A 17,978-nucleotide genomic window follows, 5' to 3' on the forward strand; every position below is an offset into this window, starting at 1 on the left:
TTTACAACATACTATGCTTACATTTCTTGGTTTTTTAATGATTTTCATCTTCATGATTCTCATCATGAACAAAAAGATGACTCCGCTTACCGCTTTGGTACTTGTACCTGTACTTATCGCTGTAGTTGCAGGTTTCGGGCCTGATCTGGGGAAAATGATGAAAGAAGGAGTAAAAGAAATAGCACTTACGGGGGTTATGCTGATTTTTGCCATCCTATACTTCAGTCTAATGATTGATACAGGACTTTTTGAACCTCTTGTGAATGTCATATTAAAGGCTGTAGGAGATAATCCTGTAAAAACAACCATCGGAACCGCCCTTCTCACCACTTTAGTTTCTTTAGACGGCGATGGCTCTTCCACTTATATTATTGTAGTGGCAGCATTACTCCCGCTTTATAAAAAACAGGGGATGAATCCTTTAGTTCTGACCTGTATTATCATGTTAGCTGGCGGCATTATGAATATTTTACCATGGGGAGGGCCTACGGCAAGAGTAATGAGTTCTCTTAAATTGGGGCATACAGAAATATTTGTTCCTATGATTCCGGTAATGCTGGTCGGACTGGTCTGGGTATTCTTTGTTGCTTATATTTTAGGAGTACGGGAGAAAAAAAGAATAAGCAAGCACGGAAAATATACAAAATACAGCGGACAGGATATTGCCGGAGAGAATGATCCGGCATTAAGACGTCCTAAGCTTATTATTATCAATCTTATCCTGACAATTATCCTTCTTTGCGTGATGATTCTTGATATTATTCCTTTGGGAATTGCCTTTATGATTGCTTTCTGCATAGCTTCCTTAATTAATTATCCGAAACTGAAAGACCAGCAGAAAATCATTTCAAAACATGCAGGAAATGCTTTATCTGTAGCGGGAATGATCTTCGGAGCAGGAATTTTCACAGGAATCTTAAATGGTACCGGAATTATGAATGCTATGGGAAACAGTATTATCAGTATCGTTCCTAAAACATGGGGCGGCTATCTGAACGTAATCACGGCTATATTCAGTGTACCGCTTACCTTTTTCCTGACCAATGATGCTTATTATTTTGGAATATTACCTGTAATTACAGCTACCGGCAGCCAGTTGAATATTCCTCCTGATATTTTGGGACGCGCCAGTCTTGTGGGCCAGGCCTCTCATTTATTAAGTCCGTTGGTTCCTTCCACTTATCTGCTGGTTTCACTGGCAGGCGTTGAATTCTCCGATCACCTGAAATTCACTTTAAAATGGGCCATAGGATCATCAATCGTAATGTTGCTGAGTGCATTGGTTCTTGGTATTATATAAGGTTATATCTTTGAATTTTGTAATCTTATCATATAAAAAAACGGATGATGAAACCTTTTAAGCAAAAAACATTTACGGACTCCTATTTAAGAAACCTTACCCTTTATGTGTTCACGGCTATTATCTGTGGAGCATTAACAGGGTATTATTTTCCGGAAGTCAGTAAACATCTGGAAACGGTAAGCAGTTACTTTTTCATGCTTCTTGAGGTTTTGATTATTCCGGTTATTTTCATTGCAGTAACGTATGGGGTAAGCTATATTTTCAGTACTAAAAATGCTTTAAAGATTGTAAGCCAGATGGTGATCTATTTCTTAATCATCACTTCCATCAGTATTTTATTGGGGATTGGCTCCGGACTTCTTTTAAAACCGGGAGCCGATACGGGAATTATTATTTCTTCCCACAAAGCACTTCCCGAAAGGTTTTTAGCAAAGACTACAAACCCTCTGCACATCAGCAATTATGTACTTTTTCTTTTAATATCAATATCTGCAGGAGTACTGCTTGGCCTTTCAAAGAAAAAGGATAACATTCTTAAAGGTTTAGACGCAGGAAGAAACTTATTTTTTAAGCTCATCAAGTATGTTTATATATTTCTTCCGATAGTCATTTTCTGTAATATTGCTTATGGCATTTCAGTATATGGAATTAATACTCTGTTGCCATTAAGTAAAATTGTTGCCACAGTATACCTTACGAGTGTATTTTTTATTTTCGGGATATTGGGCGTTATCACAGCTTACTTTAAAATTAACCTTTGGGATTTTCTGATCAGCATCAAAGAAGAAATTATTCTGGTGGTAGCCACGTCTTCTTCCAAAACAGCATTCCCGGTGATTTTTGATAAAATGGAATCACAGGGGTATGACCGGAAAATTCTTCGTCTTATCATTCCTCTCGGATACAATTTTAATCTGGCGGGAGCTTGCATCTACCTTTCAATTTCATGTATATTTCTTATCCAGTTTTATAATATTCAACTTACCTTAAAAGATTATTTCTGGCTTTTCATAACCATTTCAATTGCTTCTAAAACTGCTTCGGGAGTACCCGGATCAGGCTTCCTTGCCCTGATGTTTACCTTAAGCCGGTTTGAGAAAATCCCTACTACAGATCTTGCCCTTTTATACAGTGTAGACCGCTTTATGAATGAAGCCAGATCTGTTACTAATTTCATAGGCATTACCGTTTCTGCTGCCATTATTTCAAAACTTAACCAAAATACTATTTCTTTAAAAAATGATGTTTCCTGATTTTACACAACTATTAAATGACATATTACAAAACCCTGCAAAATCTATCGCCATTATCGGCAATCTTATTCTTATTGAAAGTCTGCTTTCCGTAGACAATGCCGCCGTATTGGCAACTATCGTAATGGATCTTCCGGAGCATCAAAGAAAGAGAGCTTTAAAATACGGAATCCTTGGAGCTTACGTATTTCGCGGACTGGCTCTTATTTTTGCATCCGTCCTGATTTCCGTATGGTGGCTGAAACCACTGGGAGGAGTATACCTGCTCTATATTTCTTTTGACTGGTTGATCAAAAAAATAAAAAACACAAATGATGAAGAAAATCCAGAGGAAAATCCTGATAAAGAATCCAGCTGGCTGTATAAAAATTCAATCGGGCTGTTTGGACAGTTCTGGGCAACCGTTGCTATTGTAGAAGTAATGGATCTTGCTTTTTCTATTGATAATGTTTTTGCTGCCGTAGCCTTTTCAGACAATTTACTTTTAATTACCCTTGGCGTCTTTATAGGAATTTTAGCGATGAGATTTATTGCACAGTGGTTTGTCCGTCTGATGCAGATATTCCCTTTTCTGGAAACAGCAGCGTTTATTGTGATTGCTATTTTAGGGGTTAAACTAAGTTTGTCATTATATGAGCACTTCTACCCTGCTACAGCTTTTGCTCGGTTTTTAGCCAGCCATACAATGGAAATTTTAGTTTCAGCTATTACCGTTCTTTTGTTTGTAGTTCCCGTAGCTACCAGCTATCTCTTCGGATTTCCAGTCCGCAAAAAATAATTTTTCTGCCAAATTTTCACATTCGGAAATAAAAGTCTGCCATTTCAGCCACCAGTGTCTCATGGCATACATTTAGAGAATTATTACACAGAAATAATTAATAAATAAACATATTATGTCAGTAAACTTTAAACCATTAGCAGACAGAGTTCTAGTAGAACCTATCGCTGCAGAAACTAAAACAGCTTCAGGTATTATTATCCCGGACACTGCAAAGGAAAAGCCGCAAGAAGGTACTGTAGTGGCAGTAGGTCCTGGTAAAAAAGATGAGCCAACAACTGTTCAGGTAGGTGACAAAGTTCTTTATGGAAAATATTCAGGTGCTGAATTGAAGTTGGAAGGTAAAGATTACTTAATCGTAAGAGAAGCTGATTTATTAGGAATTATTGGCTAAGCTTCAGGCTATTGGCTTCTGGCAAATGGCTTTTCTGTGTTGAAATTAATTCATGAGATTTTAAAAAATTTGAGGTGTGGCAATTAAGTCATCAGTTGACTTTAAAAATCTATACTTCAACCAGAAGTTTTCCAAAAGAGGAAATTTTTGGACTTACCTCTCAAATCAGAAGATCATTTGCCTCTATAGGATATAATATTTCTGAAGGAAGCGGTAGAAATTCGGATAAAGAATTTGCCAATTTCATCAATATTGCATTAGGATCCTCTAATGAAGCCGAAAACCAATTAATTCTTGCTAAAGATTTAGGATACATTCATGAAAATGAGTATCAAGATACTTTAGAGGAACTAACAATACTAAAAAAGAAGCTTGTCACCCTATGGAACAGGCTCAATGGAAATTAAAAATTAAAGTTAAACACGCGAATTGCAAAAGCTAAAAGCAAAAAGCAAGTCGCCAAAAGCTAAACAAACATGGCAAAAGAAATAAAATTCGATATTGAATCAAGAGACGCTTTAAAGAGAGGTGTAGATGCATTGGCTAATGCAGTAAAGGTAACTTTAGGTCCTAAAGGAAGAAACGTAGTTATCGAAAAATCTTTCGGTGCTCCGCACGTAACTAAGGATGGTGTGTCTGTTGCAAAAGAAATCGAACTTGAAGACAGAGTAGAAAATATGGGAGCGCAAATGGTAAAAGAAGTAGCTTCCAAAACTAATGATATCGCAGGAGACGGTACTACTACCGCTACTGTATTGGCACAGGCTATCGTAAGAGAAGGTCTTAAGAACGTAGCTGCAGGTGCTAACCCAATGGATCTTAAAAGAGGAATCGACAAAGCAGTAACTGCAGTTGTTGAAAACTTAAAAACTCAGTCTCAGACTGTTGGAGATTCTACAGAAATGGTAAAACAAGTTGCTTCTGTATCTGCTAACAACGACGAAACTATCGGTGCTTTGATCGCTGAAGCTTTCGGAAAAGTTGGAAAAGAAGGAGTAATCACTGTAGAAGAAGCTAAAGGTATCGATACAACGGTAGACGTTGTAGAAGGTATGCAGTTCGACAGAGGATACCAGTCACCTTACTTCGTGACTAACCCTGAGAAAATGTTAGCTGAACTAGAAAACCCATACATCCTTTTAGTAGAGAAGAAAATCTCTTCAATGAAAGAATTACTTCCAGTTCTTGAGCCAATTGCACAAGGTGGTAAGTCTCTATTGATCATCTCTGAAGAAGTTGAAGGTGAAGCTTTAGCTACTTTGGTAGTAAACAAACTAAGAGGTTCTCTTAAAATTGCTGCTGTAAAAGCTCCAGGATTTGGGGACAGAAGAAAAGCAATGTTAGAAGATATCGCAATCCTTACAGGTGGACAGGTGATTTCTGAAGAGCAAGGTTTCACTATGGAAAACATCTCTTTGGATATGCTTGGAACTGCTGAGAAAGTAACGATCGATAAAGACAACACAACAGTTGTAAACGGTGGTGGTGACGAAGCAAAAATCAAAGGAAGAGTAGCTCAGATCAAAGCTCAGATGGAAACTTCTACTTCTGATTATGATAAAGAAAAACTTCAGGAAAGATTAGCTAAATTAGCTGGTGGTGTTGCTGTACTTTATGTAGGAGCAGCTTCTGAAGTTGAAATGAAAGAGAAAAAAGACAGAGTAGATGATGCATTACACGCTACAAGAGCAGCAGTTGAAGAAGGTATCGTTGCAGGAGGAGGTGTTGCTTTAGTAAGAGCAATCTCAGCTTTGGAAAACCTTACAGGAATCAATTCTGATGAAACTACAGGGATCAAAATCGTAAAAAGAGCTATCGAAGAACCATTAAGACAAATCGTTGCTAACGCAGGTGGTGAAGGTTCTGTAATTGTTGCTAAAGTAGCAGAAGGAACAGGAGACTTCGGATACAATGCGAAAACTGACGAGTATGTTCACATGCTTGAAGCAGGAATCATTGACCCAACTAAAGTAACAAGAGTTGCCCTTGAAAATGCAGCTTCTGTATCTGGAATGCTTCTTACAACTGAATGTGTAATCACTGAAGTGAAGAGCGCTGAACCAGCTATGCCAATGGGTGGTGGAATGCCAGGAATGATGTAACGGTCAGCGACCGAAGCAAATTAATATACTAACCGTTCTACTTTTGTAGAGCGGTTTTTTTATGTATCAACTGTTTGAAAAAGAAAAGTCTCACATGAGCAAGAAAGTATTTTCCAATTATTATATTTCACAACCAGTAGAAATACTTAAATTCATTTTGGGTAATAAATACGGTATTTTCAACGTTTGCATTCGTTTAATTTTACAAAAATAAAAGTTCCTAAACAAACATTCTTTTCTTAAACAGGTATACCGAAAACTGTATAGAGTAGGTAAAATAGTAAAACACAATTATTATGGCAGGAGATAATGACAGAATACACGGCTACAATCCCATTTATCGTGTACAAAAACCCGTTAATTTTCACTCTTTTGATCTTGACAGTAAGAACAAACCCACAAACTTCATCTATCAAAAAGTAACCATTGATGGGCCTGGTGCTCCAGTTGATGATCATCAGGGACATATTGTTCCCCAAAGGACCCTTAATATTGTCTTGAATCCTCTGATGGAGAATATGGCAAAAAGTTGCAAAAATTTACACGATGTTGAAAATTTTATAAAAAATTCATGGATGCAGCTTGTCTATGACTATGGAAAAAAAATTGGGGCACCCATGTTTGATTTTGACGACAGCGATCCGGAGACTAAAGTAGGTGGTTTTTTCTCCATTGTAACCTGGAATCCGGTGAATATCTGCCGGGCTCCGGAGGATAAAAAAAGAAATGGTGTTCCTGGTAATACTATTGATACCCAGGTTGAGCAATATCTTGCTGCTCATAAGGATCAGCAAGGCGTTAATGCAGCATGGCTTTCAAGTTTGCAAACCCTGATGAAAGATGATAAAAATAAGGATAAAATAACAGATTATATTGCGAAATGCTCTGACACTCTATCAGGACAGCTAGCTAAAGGTATTGGCTATTATTCATTTCCCTGGAAATACACCAATAATATTTTAAATCCTATATAGATCAATACCAGGAATGATATAACGGCCAGCGATCGAAGCTGATTTAACAGACTAACCGTTCTACTTTTTGTAGAGCGGTTTTTTTTGTTTTAATTATGGTTTTCCGTAAGGAAATAGTTATATTTATATTTTAACTTTAATGATTGATAAATAGATAGCTAAAACCAAAACAATATTAGGCAATTGTACATATTGTATATTGACGCGATGCATTAATTTGGATGTTAGCTGCAATTTAATGAAAAGCATATGATTGAAAATTTATCTACTCATTTTATTATTATCATTCCATTGTCTATATTCCTGATTACTCTCGGAATGAAAGCAACTATTGGAAAGAGTCTGCATGAGATTTACCTATACTCATACTGCACTGGAAGTTCCTATTGATTTATTATTTATCTCTGTGGCATTAACAGTGACTTGGACATGATGGCAATGAAATTTATGAAATGAAAATCAAGTTTGGGAAAAAAGCTATAGAAAATTATAAAAATAATAAAAGTTTAATCGAATGTATTCCAGGAAATAATGAAAATCCGAATTGGATAAAGTTATTTATGGAGGATAAAAAAATTGAAATTCAATTAAAATAAATACTATAACTTTTTAATTATATACAATCACTTCTCCTTTATCTTCTTTCTATGCTTCAAACCAAAATTAATTAAGGCATTGACAACATTTTCAGTTTCTTTGGCATGTGCAGTAAGTGCATAAGAAACGGTAACAGGTTTGGTTTTATTAACCGTTCGGGTGATCAGTAAATTATCTTCCAGTTCCTGCAACTCTTTGGACAGAACTTTTGGACTTATTCCCAGAGCTGTTTCCTTCAGATCTTTGAACCGCATTGTTTCATAATGATACAAATTATGCAGAATACAGAATTTCCATTTGCCGCCTAATAATTCAATGGCATCTTTAAGAGCCAATATTTTTTCTTTACTGATGTCATTTTTTTTAGTACTCATACAATAGTTACTTTCCAAAAGGTAACGGATAGTAAAGGTAAAGTTTCTTTCAGATAATTTTACACTGTAAAAAAAATTAAAATGAAAGTAACAGTAATTGCAAATATTTCAGCTAATGGTAAAGTATTATTATCCGATCATCCACATCATCATCTGCCACCAGAAGCGATGGAGTTTTATGTAGAATTCGCAAAAAAAGTGGGAAACCTTGTCATAGGCTTTAAAACCTTTGAAAATTTTTTAACCTTTCCACAGGAAGTCAAAGAACATTTCAACGGAATAGAAATCGTAATACTCTCTGAAAAACCTTACGCAACAAAAGGCTACAAGACTGTTAAAAGTCCCGAAGAAGCTATTGAATATATGTCAGAAAAAGGCTTGCACGAAATGGCAGTTGGCGGTGGAACAGGGGCTTTTAATGCTTTTATAGACAAAGATCTGGTAACGGACATTTATTTTAATATCCATCCGTTAATCACAGGAGTTGGCGGTGTTTTAGGAAACAGCAGTGAACTGAACTCAAAATTTAAACATACAGAATATAACCTTAAAGACGGTTTCATTCAACTGCATCTAACCAAAGAAGACTGAATAGCAACGATCTAAAAAAGTGGATATAGTTTTAGATATTTTCTGAACGAAAAAAACATCCTTATATGAACCAAAAGAACCTCATCAACTTTTTCCTATCTTTAAACCACAGTTATTATCTTAAAGTCCGGTATTAAAAAATAAACCTGAATCACTGAAAGAAAATCGAACAGAACCAAACACTAAAACTCAGACTCTTGAAAACAACATTATTATTCCTTTCATTTTTGGGCTCACTGCTAGCCCATGCACAAACGCTTCAATTTAAAAATCTCGCCAATATGTCTGTAGGCAGAGGGGCTGCAACCAGTGTAATTGTGGATGATAATATCTATGTGAGCAATGGATATCAGGACAAGGGTGGCAATGCCAATTATATTGAGAAATATAATATTACGGATAACAAATGGAGTGTTCTCAATCCCACTCTGCTTTCCAAAAAATTTGCTAATTCTGAGACTTACAATAATAAAATTTATATTTTTAACGGTTGGGGAAACAGCCATCTTGAAATTGTAGACCTTGAAACCAATAAAGTAACGAAGGGCGCTGTTAATCGTTCCTATACCGGAAATGCAGGTTCTGCCATCCATAACGGCAAAATATATGTGTTTGGCGGCAGCGGACTGAATGGAGTGGCAACTACCGTCTTTTCTAATAGATTCCAGTATTATGACATTGCTTCAGATACATGGCATCCGTTACCCGATATGCCCACAGCCAGAGAAGCAAGGGGCAAAATTGTGAATGACAAGCTTTATGTCATTGGGGGTTTTAACGGTACCTCATCCCGACTGATCAATGTTTACGACCTCAACACTGATCGCTGGACCGATCAATTTACGATGCCCGCCGGGATATCCGGACATTCATTAGCGGTATCCGGTAATAAGATTTTTATTGCAGGTGGTTATAATAATCAAACTTTTCTCGCCTATTTTGATACTACAACCAATAAATTCCATCAGCTATCATCCAATATGATTCCCAGAAGACATGCTGCATTGGAAGTATACAACAATAAACTATACATCATCGGCGGAAGTACAACTTCTGTAACCAAATCAGCTATTAAAAGCATACAGGTTGCAGATATCAGCGACAGTACACTTGCTAATACAACCACTGACAACCGTATAATGGAAACAAAAGTTTATACCAATGCATCTAAAGACGGTTTTATCATCAGCAACAAAAATAACAGCAATCAGTTTGAATTTACCGTTTACTCCACAGATGGGAAGCAGATCAGTAAAGGTTTTGCCTATTATAATAAAACGATAGATCTATCCAGAGTACCACGTGGGAACTATATTTTTAGTTTTAAAAATGAGAAGGGGGTTTTGCAGCAGATTAAAATTTTCAGATAATAATATCTTACAATCATCCATTAAAAAATACAATGATTACAATGAATTTAAATTTTAGCAGTACTAAAATAGATGAGGCAGTTAGAAAGAACTCGAAAAGAAGCTCAATGATACTGGATTTAGCCAACACAGCTTCGTTGGCTACTGATGGAAAATTATTCTATGGCAGGGAATTTAAAAATAGAATTGAGGTTGCTAGAATAAAAACTCCTATTACATCAATCCTTCCTATTCTCATTATTGTTTTTAAAAAGAATGACCTTCAAAATCCTAAATTAAGACTAAGCTTTTTGGGATACTTTTGGTTTTCAATTCTCACCTTACTATTTTTATGGGCTATCATAAAAAAAATTATTGATCCTGATTTCCCCGGAGATCTTGAATTGGCTATATTTTCAGTTCTATTTTTTTACTCATTATTCGCAATAGAATTTTACTTTACAAAAAAGGCTTTTGAGAGACTAAAACTAAGAATCAGTAAATAATCATGAAAAACATAGTTCTCATTATATTTATTTTAATTTTATTTTTGGGGTGTAAAAAACAAGAATTTGATGAATTTGATTTTTCTTATGGCAATAGTTTTGAGACAGATTTCTCAATAAAATTCAGCCATAAAAATGATTCGATTTTTTTGTATGAAAATTGGGCTCCGGAAAACAACCGATTACCCAAAAACAAAACCAGCTATCTTTCAGCTCTGAATAAAAGTCAAAAATTAAAACTGGATAGCTTTATTTCAAAGATAGACTTCAAAAGTTTAGACACCTTATATTTTGAAAAGTATCAGGATGGGGAATATTACAATTTCTTTATTAGAAAAGGTAAAATCAGGAAAACTATAAAAGTTCATAGTCTGAATGCACCCCAATCATTAAGCAGTTTTGCCCATTGGATTTATCAAACAAAAAAAACATTAAAATTAACGGAGACACAACGAAGTTTTGAATTTAAAAGTAAAAACATTTATCCTGAGCCTCCCCTCTTTAAATCAAAAGACTAAAAAATAAAATAAACTTATATAAATGAGTTCAAAAGGTGGAAAATACCAGCATCTCTTATCATTAGCCCAAATAAAATGATACAACTCCGAATCGATACAATTAAAGAAACATGGGTAAGTGAAAATATAAAGCTTAGCCCACCCGCAACAACAGAAGATATAAAAGCTGTCGAAGAAATCCTTGACTTTCAGTTTCCGGATGAGTGTAAAGAATTTTATTTAAAACTGGATGGTTTTGCAGATTGGGACTGGACAAAGAATATGTTTTCCATCTGGCCATTGGCAAGAATTCTCGAAGAATACCATAACGAAAGTGATAAGAGCTTTATTGTATTTGCAGACTATCTGATTAATTCACATCATATCGGTTTTGTAAAAGGGAAAAAAGGGATATTTAAAAATACGGATGAAATACCGGTGAAGATTGCGGATACTTTTTCTGAAGCAATCTTTCTTATCAATTCAGATGCAGATATTCTGTATTGAGATCAGTTCCTTACTGATAAGGATTCCCGTAAGATCAACCTTGTCACTTGTTTTATTTTGATTTACCATTCAATAAAAAATTCCAGAATGAAGTATACGTTAGCAATGATTATGTTTTTTATCAGCCTCTTCTCTTATTCACAGACCATAGAATGGAAGCCTGATTATAAATTACAAAAAAAAGACTTTCAGGGTAAAATTCCTGACAATAATACGATTGATCATGCAGGAACTGCTTTTAATATCGGTTATGAAATTGTCTCGAATTCCATATGGACAGGAAGACTCAGGATCAGAACCTATGCCGTATTCGACAAATCAAGATCCTGGTTAAATGAATCTTTTTATTCTGATCATCTATTGAATCATGAGCAAAAGCATTTTGACATCGCTCAGGCTTTCGCGTACAAATTGCAACATCTAATTAATAAGGAAATAAAAAATTCAAAAGATTTCAGTTCAAAATTTCCAAACTTAAGCGAGCTGGTTGGTGATGAATGCTTACATTTTCAGGAAAAATATGATGCAGAAACTGATCACGGAACGATACCGGAAATACAAAAAGAATACGATAAAATTATTGAACAAATGCTCAAAGAAAATAACAACAACTAATTATGTCATATTATAAACAGTTATTTCTATTTCTCACGGTACTTCTACTTCCTATCAATCATTCATTTGCCCAAAACACAAAGACGACTAAAATTGATTCTCTGATGAAGTGGGCTCATCAAACAGGTATTTTTAATGGAAATGTTTTAGTAGCAAAAAATAACAAGGTCATCTATAATACTTCTTTTGGCTTTACAGATGCTACAAAAAAGGTACAACTAACCCCTGATTACAGATTTAATATAGGCTCTATTACAAAAGAATTCAGTGCTGTTGCTTTATTACAACTACAGGAGCAGGGCAAATTAAAGCTGGATGATCATGTTTCCCAATACATTCCGGAGTTACCGAAATGGGCAGATGAAGTCACCATAAAAAACTTATTACAATACACGAGCGGTATTCCCGATGTAAACTGGAAAAAAATTAAAAACGACAAAGACCTTTTTGAAGGGTTACAGCTTGTTGACTCATTAGAGTTCAAGCCAGGTACAAATTACGGTTACAACAATAACAATCTGTTTCTACGTCAGTTTATTATTGAACGGCTAACCGGAATGAGTTTTAAAACCTATGCAGAAAAATTCATTTTTAAGCCTTGCAAAATGACATCTGCTGTAATGTCCGTTTTTGAAAATGAAAATAATATAGCCAAAGGATTTAATAATAATCTGACAGCAGACAAACCCGATTTACTCATCACTGGCGGAACATACTTAACTACTGACGATTTACTAAAATGGGTAAACTGCCTTCATTCCAACAAAGTAATTAACGCAAATTCATTGTTTGAGCTGGGACAGCAATTTAATCTGCCGGAAACGCAATCTTCTTTAGGGCAAGCAAAATTTAAAAACAACAAACTCATTGAGCATGTACACGACGGAAGAGCCGGAAACTATGAAGCACTCTTAGTTTCGGATCTGAATGAAAAGTTTACTATCATTTTATTGGGAAACAATCACAACGGAAAGTTATTTGAAATTTCTGATGCTATAAAAGCCATTTTGAAAAACTAAAAATATCGTCTTCTCTTTAGCATAGATCCTGAATGCTTATGTTCTACAAAATAATAATATAGAAACCGTTTTGAAAATCAGAATAGTTTTCTTTTATAAAATCTACCACAAAAGGGTTATTGACAGTTAAGTTAATACTGAGTAATTTTGACTATTCAATGTTTTATTTCCAACATTCAGAAAAAAAATGACTAACCATAAAAACTTGTATTATGTTATCAAATACCGGAACCGTTTCATTCTATCTGTACCTTTTCTTTATTGTGATAGGTTTACTATCTATTTTTATAGTCTATTATCTGATAAAAAAAGGAACTCTGGACCCTGATAAGCTTGAGAACTTTTTAATCTATTTTAAATGGGTGATCATAACTCTTTCTATCAGTACTGTCACTTTAATTGTAACGGATCTCTTTAAAGAGAGGGATCAGGATATTAAAGAACTTGAGTATTTCGATAAGTATGTAAATGATGTTAAAAATGAAGAACGTCCACTGGTAAGGCTTCAGCTGGCAAAATACCTGTCTATTGTTGCCCCAAGCGGTGAAATGAAAAAATCGTGGACCAATTATTATGATACGATTAAACGGGAGTATAAGGAGTATATAAAAGCACAAATAGACTTGAAAAAAGATTCTGCGATCAAAAATCCAACTCCGGATCAATTGAAACAAAAGGAAGAGAACCAAAGAAAAGTGGATTTATTTGAGACTCCTTTATCCAGTAACACCAATGAGAATAATACGGAATGGTTTATTATAGCAGCCGGAAATACAGATATAGATGGGGCAAATATTAATCTTGAAAAAGCGGTTAAGATTAATCATAATTCAAGTATTATTAAAAAAGGAGGTTCATTCAGAACGGTTCTTATGGGATACCCTTCAAAAGTTGAAGCTGAATCCCAATTACAAAAGGTCAGAAATGAAGTCAATCCGATGTCATATATTGTCCGAAAAGCTACCTGGTGCAATACCATTGAAAAGGGCAGCGAGTGCCTGATCTGCAAATAAAAAATATTGAAATAATTTTTCACATACCGTTCTGCTTTTTACAGAGCGGTTTTTTTTTATTTTTATAAGGTAAAACTTCACCCTGAATAGCACCAATGAAAACGAGTATTTTCCCCTCTTTCATTTTTTATCCCTCTTACTTTCTCCTATATTTGTTTCAACAACGATCTGATCAATGATTACGATATAAAACCAAGCAAAATATGGCAACAAAAGAAGAATTCTGGGAAAGAAAAAAGAAATTAAATAATGATTTTTTCGTGATGGGGTCCCTTGCAAATCCGGCAAACGAAGAACAGATTACAAAGTATGAAGAAAGCACTGGTTTTATATTCAGCGAAGATATTAAAGACTTTCTGACGACATTCGGTTCCTTAATTTTTGAAGTTGAAGAAGAAATATGGAAACGTCCCAGCGAATTTGATGTTCTTCCGGCCTGGAAATTCGGATACGGCTTTTTTGTGTATGGCCTTTCTCAGGATGAAGAAATGCCTTCATGGATGGGGTTTGCAGAAAAACATGCCGAGGCTCTTGAATATAAAGAAAAACCTCTGGGGCAGCTGTTTTTCAAACGAAGCGGAAATCTGTACAGAGCATATACCGACAATGGAATCATAAAAATAGAGTACGACAAATATGACGAGAAAGATTATGAAGTATTTGACGGAAATATCTACGATTTTTTAATCAAAGAAATTGACAAGTTAGAAGAAGATTACAAAGAATATATCAATGAAGGAAAATCCTGATCCGAATATGAAAAAAACATTTGAATTTCTCACCCAGTTACAGAAAAACAACAATCGTGAATGGTTTGCTAAACACAAATCCGAATATGAAACCATTGTAAAAGACAACAAAATTCTTTTTACTCAGATCTATCATGAACTTCAGGAACATGATCAGCTCAAGGGAATCCATATTTTCAGGATTTATAATGACGTTCGCTTTTCCAAAGATAAAACACCGTATAAAACCAATTTTGGGGTGGGATATTCCCGTTCGAAACCAATGCTAAGAGGTGGATATTATATTCAGATTGAACCGGGTAACAGCTTTGTTGGAGGTGGCTTTTGGGGCCCGGAAGCCAAGGATTTACTCCGTATCCGTAAAGAATTTGAAATCAGCAGTACTGAAATTGAAAAAATTATCTCTGACAAGACCTTCATAAAATATTTTGGAGAGCTCAAAGGTGATTCTGTAAAAACGGCACCACGGGGTTTTGATAAAAATCATCCGGCTATAGATTTAATCAGAAAAAAGCAATTTCTGGTCATGCGGAAGTTTACCGATAAAGAAGTTTTATCTGACAATTTTCAAAAAGAAGCACTGCAAACCTTACTTGCCATGCGTCCTTTTTTCGATTATATGAGTGAAATTCTGACAACAGATTTGAATGGAGAATCCTTGTTCTAAAATTCAGTTATAATATATTTTAAAAAATTAAACCCTTATGAAACCTTTCCCCTATTATATTTTGTGTATTAATCTCAGGATACCATTCATCAAATAAAGCTGAAACGATCAATCCGAAACAGATTCCCTCCCTTACAAATTAGTCGCTGAAAATATTCTGGGAAAAGAAAAACAGTTCCTGGGAGAAAACTGGAAAACGGCTCAAGCCTGTTTCCTCATTATTGTATTGAGAATATTCATATTGAAAACAAAGAACTGTATGTACCTTGGACTTTACCCAACAAAATAGACAAGCCCAACAAAACTGAAGTACAAAAAATTAAGCTGAAGCTTTAAAAACAACAATAACCAGCCATGAAATACTCATTCTTACTTATTTTCGCTTCCTATATATTATTGAGTTGTTCTGAGAATTCTCAGAAAACAAAATTCATGGATTTTCGAAGTTTTGCATTTCGGGCTCCTAAAGACTGGAGCAAACTGAAAATGGATGCTTATGATAGTAACGCTGGAATTATCGTCACAAAAAATAATGATTCGATTTTCTACGATTATGGACCTTATTCCTATTCATTAGAAGAAAATGTCACGATTATTAGCAGAAAAGATGTCAACGAACTTCTAACTGTGAATCCAAAGGCTGATACAACAGAATTTATTATCATTGATAAAAATTCAAATAGAGAAGATTTTGTCAAAAGTACAATAACCTATAAAAAAATTGATGGCTACAAGGCAAAAATAGTAGAGCCCAAACAAGTGGGAAAAGGAATGACAGGAATTTATATCGACAGCCTCAAGACTGAATCAATAGGAAAAATCAGATTCAATTTATATGGTACAAATCTAAAGAAAGAAAGTCAGATAGAACTTTTACAAGCAATTCAAACATTACAATTCAAAAAATAATATTTGAAGTACATAAAAATCGGACTCTCTTTTTTGTATTTTACATCCAACTAAAAACAATCCATGAAAATAAAAATTGTTCTGCTTCTTCTATTAATCATCAACACTGTAACAGCACAAATCAAAGAGAAAATAACCATTCCGAATGGAGTTATTTATAATTATGCAGATGATAAAATAAATGAAAAGGCAAAAAAATTACTTACTGAAAGTCTTACGAATACAACCAATGATGACCTGTTGGGAAATAATTTAATCATAGGACCCACACTTTGGAAGAGGTTTAAAAATATTGGAAGCTTAAAAAGTATTCCGGATAGTGTAATTTTTCATATTGACGATATAGAAGTAGAGGGAAAAATGTCTAAGAACCTGAAGGACTCCAAAAAGATTTGGGATGAAGTAAAAAAGGAAATTTCCGGGAATTATCAGATACGAAAAGCCAACGAAGATGAATTAAAATATTACTGGTCAACCATTTCATTTGATATTGAAGAACCTTTATTTATTTTGCAGACCGAAAACCATTATTATATTATAAACTTTCTAAAGGAAAAGCTGAAGTTATTCTGGCTGGATGAGTTTCCCAATAAAAACACCTATAACAATCCTATTGACAAAGGAACATACAAAACCGAAGGAACGATCAAAACTTATAAAAATGGAAATGAAGTTTATATTACTGATAAAGGAAACAAAGAAACCAAACTGGAGAAAGTACTATTCTTGACTAGTGATCCGGAATTACAGAAAAATTCTTCTGTTGAAGATCTTCAGTCAGTTTTTGAAAAAACCAATAGAATTTTTGAAAATTTATTTAAGGACTCTAAAAAAGAAGGAAAAATAATGGTTCAATTTGAATTGGGAGAAAAGAAAAACGAAATTCAATTTGCCGTTAAGGATGATCTGGATTTAGAACTCATGAAAGAATTTGAAAAACAGGTTAATAAAGAAAAATATCCACATACAAAGAAAGATACTATAAAGTTTCAGCTGATTTATAAAGTCAATTCTTACAATGATACGGAATAAATTCTCTCCACTTTTTGTAATTTAGCCACAGAAAAACCGATAAAAAACTCATGAAATCTTATATTTTATTTTGTCTTCTTTTTATTTTTAACATCGCTGTCGGGCAGGAAAAAGAATATCAATCTATAAAAAAGGGAGATTTTCCTGAAGGTATTTATATGACGCTGGAAGATGTTCTGAATAAAAAACCGTCTTCCACTGAAGAAGTATATTTCAAAGCCTGTGAAAAATGTGATTCTCTTGATCTGCCGGAAAAGGCTTTTTTCTACTTTAAGCAAAAAAATAAAAGAGTTAAAGTTCCTCTGGCTGTTTCGCATAAAGGAGAAATGTATTTTCAGACTTACAGAAAATATACCAATAAGAAAGACAACGGATATGCCCCGGACCAATATTCAAGGTTTTGTAAAGTGATCAACTATGGAAGATTCATTTATTTTGAAGAAAATATGAAAGGCTTATGGTCAAAGGCATTCTTAGGCGCATTAAGTCCTCTTACCTACTCTATCAATGGAAAAACCAAAGGCATTGTTTTAGATCTGGACAATAAGGAATTTAATATTCTGCAAAATTGTGAAGATTTGAATGATTTCCTATCCAAACATAATATTCCGGAAATTCAATGCAATTCAGAAACCTATACCATTGCAGATCTGAGAGCTAAAATTGAAGAAATCAATCTGCCGTACCGCTAGCCTACAACATAGGTTTATGCTGACAATATTTTCAAAGCCGTTCCGTTGTAAGAACGG

At 34.6% G+C, this 17,978-nt stretch carries 22 protein-coding genes; 21 read left to right on the forward strand and 1 reads right to left on the reverse strand.

Annotated elements, in window-relative coordinates:
- Window positions 1-13: 13 nt before the first annotated feature.
- The 8 genes from ACTJIP_RS05580 to ACTJIP_RS05615 all read left to right on the forward strand — a co-directional run bounded on the left by ACTJIP_RS05580 (window position 14) and on the right by ACTJIP_RS05615 (window position 7,400).
- Window positions 14-1,300 (forward strand): CitMHS family transporter, encoded by a 1,287-nt coding sequence (locus ACTJIP_RS05580; RefSeq protein WP_077418955.1) that lies wholly within the window; start codon window positions 14-16, stop codon window positions 1,298-1,300.
- 44 nt (window positions 1,301-1,344) lie between these two features.
- Window positions 1,345-2,556, forward strand: coding sequence for a cation:dicarboxylate symporter family transporter (locus ACTJIP_RS05585; protein WP_077418954.1), 1,212 nt, complete (start codon window positions 1,345-1,347; stop codon window positions 2,554-2,556).
- Window positions 2,543-3,334 carry a TerC family protein gene (locus ACTJIP_RS05590; protein WP_077418953.1) on the forward strand — a complete coding sequence of 264 codons (792 nt, stop codon included), beginning with the start codon at window positions 2,543-2,545 and terminating at the stop codon, window positions 3,332-3,334. Before ACTJIP_RS05585 ends, ACTJIP_RS05590 begins: the two co-directional genes overlap by 14 nt.
- Before the next feature lie 115 nt (window positions 3,335-3,449).
- Window positions 3,450-3,728 carry a co-chaperone GroES gene (locus ACTJIP_RS05595; protein WP_034696138.1) on the forward strand — a complete coding sequence of 93 codons (279 nt, stop codon included), beginning with the start codon at window positions 3,450-3,452 and terminating at the stop codon, window positions 3,726-3,728.
- 74 nt (window positions 3,729-3,802) lie between these two features.
- Window positions 3,803-4,135, forward strand: coding sequence for a four helix bundle protein (locus ACTJIP_RS05600; protein ID WP_077418952.1), 333 nt, complete (start codon window positions 3,803-3,805; stop codon window positions 4,133-4,135).
- Between the two features lie 69 nt (window positions 4,136-4,204).
- Window positions 4,205-5,830, forward strand: coding sequence for a chaperonin GroEL (gene groL, locus ACTJIP_RS05605; protein ID WP_077418951.1), 1,626 nt, complete (start codon window positions 4,205-4,207; stop codon window positions 5,828-5,830).
- A gap of 296 nt (window positions 5,831-6,126) precedes the next feature.
- Window positions 6,127-6,804, forward strand: coding sequence for a hypothetical protein (locus ACTJIP_RS05610; protein WP_440704208.1), 678 nt, complete (start codon window positions 6,127-6,129; stop codon window positions 6,802-6,804).
- Between the two features lie 452 nt (window positions 6,805-7,256).
- Window positions 7,257-7,400 carry a hypothetical protein gene (locus ACTJIP_RS05615; RefSeq protein WP_175627286.1) on the forward strand — a complete coding sequence of 48 codons (144 nt, stop codon included), beginning with the start codon at window positions 7,257-7,259 and terminating at the stop codon, window positions 7,398-7,400.
- 27 nt (window positions 7,401-7,427) lie between these two features.
- On the opposite strand, the gene ACTJIP_RS05620 is transcribed toward ACTJIP_RS05615, so the two are convergent.
- Entirely contained in the window at window positions 7,428-7,775 is a 348-nt protein-coding gene (locus ACTJIP_RS05620) for a winged helix-turn-helix transcriptional regulator (protein ID WP_428169219.1), read from the reverse strand.
- A gap of 81 nt (window positions 7,776-7,856) precedes the next feature.
- Here ACTJIP_RS05620 and ACTJIP_RS05625 point away from each other — a divergent pair, with 81 nt between their 5' ends.
- From ACTJIP_RS05625 to ACTJIP_RS05685, 13 genes are all read left to right on the forward strand, one after another.
- On the forward strand, window positions 7,857-8,366 hold the full coding sequence (locus ACTJIP_RS05625) for a dihydrofolate reductase family protein (protein WP_440704209.1): 510 nt from the start codon (window positions 7,857-7,859) through the stop codon (window positions 8,364-8,366).
- A 197-nt stretch (window positions 8,367-8,563) separates the two neighbouring features.
- Window positions 8,564-9,736 carry a Kelch repeat-containing protein gene (locus ACTJIP_RS05630; protein WP_440704210.1) on the forward strand — a complete coding sequence of 391 codons (1,173 nt, stop codon included), beginning with the start codon at window positions 8,564-8,566 and terminating at the stop codon, window positions 9,734-9,736.
- A gap of 41 nt (window positions 9,737-9,777) precedes the next feature.
- Window positions 9,778-10,221 carry a hypothetical protein gene (locus tag ACTJIP_RS05635; protein WP_428168079.1) on the forward strand — a complete coding sequence of 148 codons (444 nt, stop codon included), beginning with the start codon at window positions 9,778-9,780 and terminating at the stop codon, window positions 10,219-10,221.
- 2 nt (window positions 10,222-10,223) lie between these two features.
- Window positions 10,224-10,739, forward strand: coding sequence for a hypothetical protein (locus ACTJIP_RS05640; RefSeq protein ID WP_440704211.1), 516 nt, complete (start codon window positions 10,224-10,226; stop codon window positions 10,737-10,739).
- 75 nt (window positions 10,740-10,814) lie between these two features.
- A complete protein-coding gene (locus ACTJIP_RS05645) occupies window positions 10,815-11,225 on the forward strand; it encodes an SMI1/KNR4 family protein (RefSeq protein ID WP_440704212.1) in 411 nt (136 codons plus the stop codon).
- Between the two features lie 87 nt (window positions 11,226-11,312).
- Window positions 11,313-11,840 (forward strand): hypothetical protein, encoded by a 528-nt coding sequence (locus ACTJIP_RS05650; RefSeq protein WP_428168081.1) that lies wholly within the window; start codon window positions 11,313-11,315, stop codon window positions 11,838-11,840.
- A 2-nt stretch (window positions 11,841-11,842) separates the two neighbouring features.
- Window positions 11,843-12,859, forward strand: coding sequence for a serine hydrolase domain-containing protein (locus ACTJIP_RS05655; RefSeq protein ID WP_440704213.1), 1,017 nt, complete (start codon window positions 11,843-11,845; stop codon window positions 12,857-12,859).
- A 212-nt stretch (window positions 12,860-13,071) separates the two neighbouring features.
- Entirely contained in the window at window positions 13,072-13,872 is an 801-nt protein-coding gene (locus tag ACTJIP_RS05660; RefSeq protein WP_440704214.1) for a hypothetical protein, read from the forward strand.
- Between the two features lie 203 nt (window positions 13,873-14,075).
- Complete coding sequence (locus ACTJIP_RS05665) at window positions 14,076-14,621, forward strand: hypothetical protein (protein WP_426481652.1); 546 nt, start codon at window positions 14,076-14,078, stop codon at window positions 14,619-14,621.
- Window positions 14,622-14,628: 7 nt separating this feature from the next.
- A complete protein-coding gene (locus tag ACTJIP_RS05670; RefSeq protein ID WP_426483191.1) occupies window positions 14,629-15,288 on the forward strand; it encodes a DUF2461 domain-containing protein in 660 nt (219 codons plus the stop codon).
- Between the two features lie 432 nt (window positions 15,289-15,720).
- Window positions 15,721-16,197, forward strand: coding sequence for a hypothetical protein (locus ACTJIP_RS05675; RefSeq protein ID WP_440704215.1), 477 nt, complete (start codon window positions 15,721-15,723; stop codon window positions 16,195-16,197).
- A 63-nt stretch (window positions 16,198-16,260) separates the two neighbouring features.
- Window positions 16,261-17,229 carry a hypothetical protein gene (locus ACTJIP_RS05680; RefSeq protein ID WP_440704216.1) on the forward strand — a complete coding sequence of 323 codons (969 nt, stop codon included), beginning with the start codon at window positions 16,261-16,263 and terminating at the stop codon, window positions 17,227-17,229.
- 50 nt (window positions 17,230-17,279) lie between these two features.
- Complete coding sequence (locus ACTJIP_RS05685; RefSeq protein WP_440704217.1) at window positions 17,280-17,921, forward strand: hypothetical protein; 642 nt, start codon at window positions 17,280-17,282, stop codon at window positions 17,919-17,921.
- The last annotated feature ends 57 nt before the right edge of the window (window positions 17,922-17,978 follow it).

Origin of the sequence: Chryseobacterium sp. 22543 (genome assembly GCF_052044565.1) — a bacterium.
GTDB lineage: Bacteria > Bacteroidota > Bacteroidia > Flavobacteriales > Weeksellaceae > Chryseobacterium.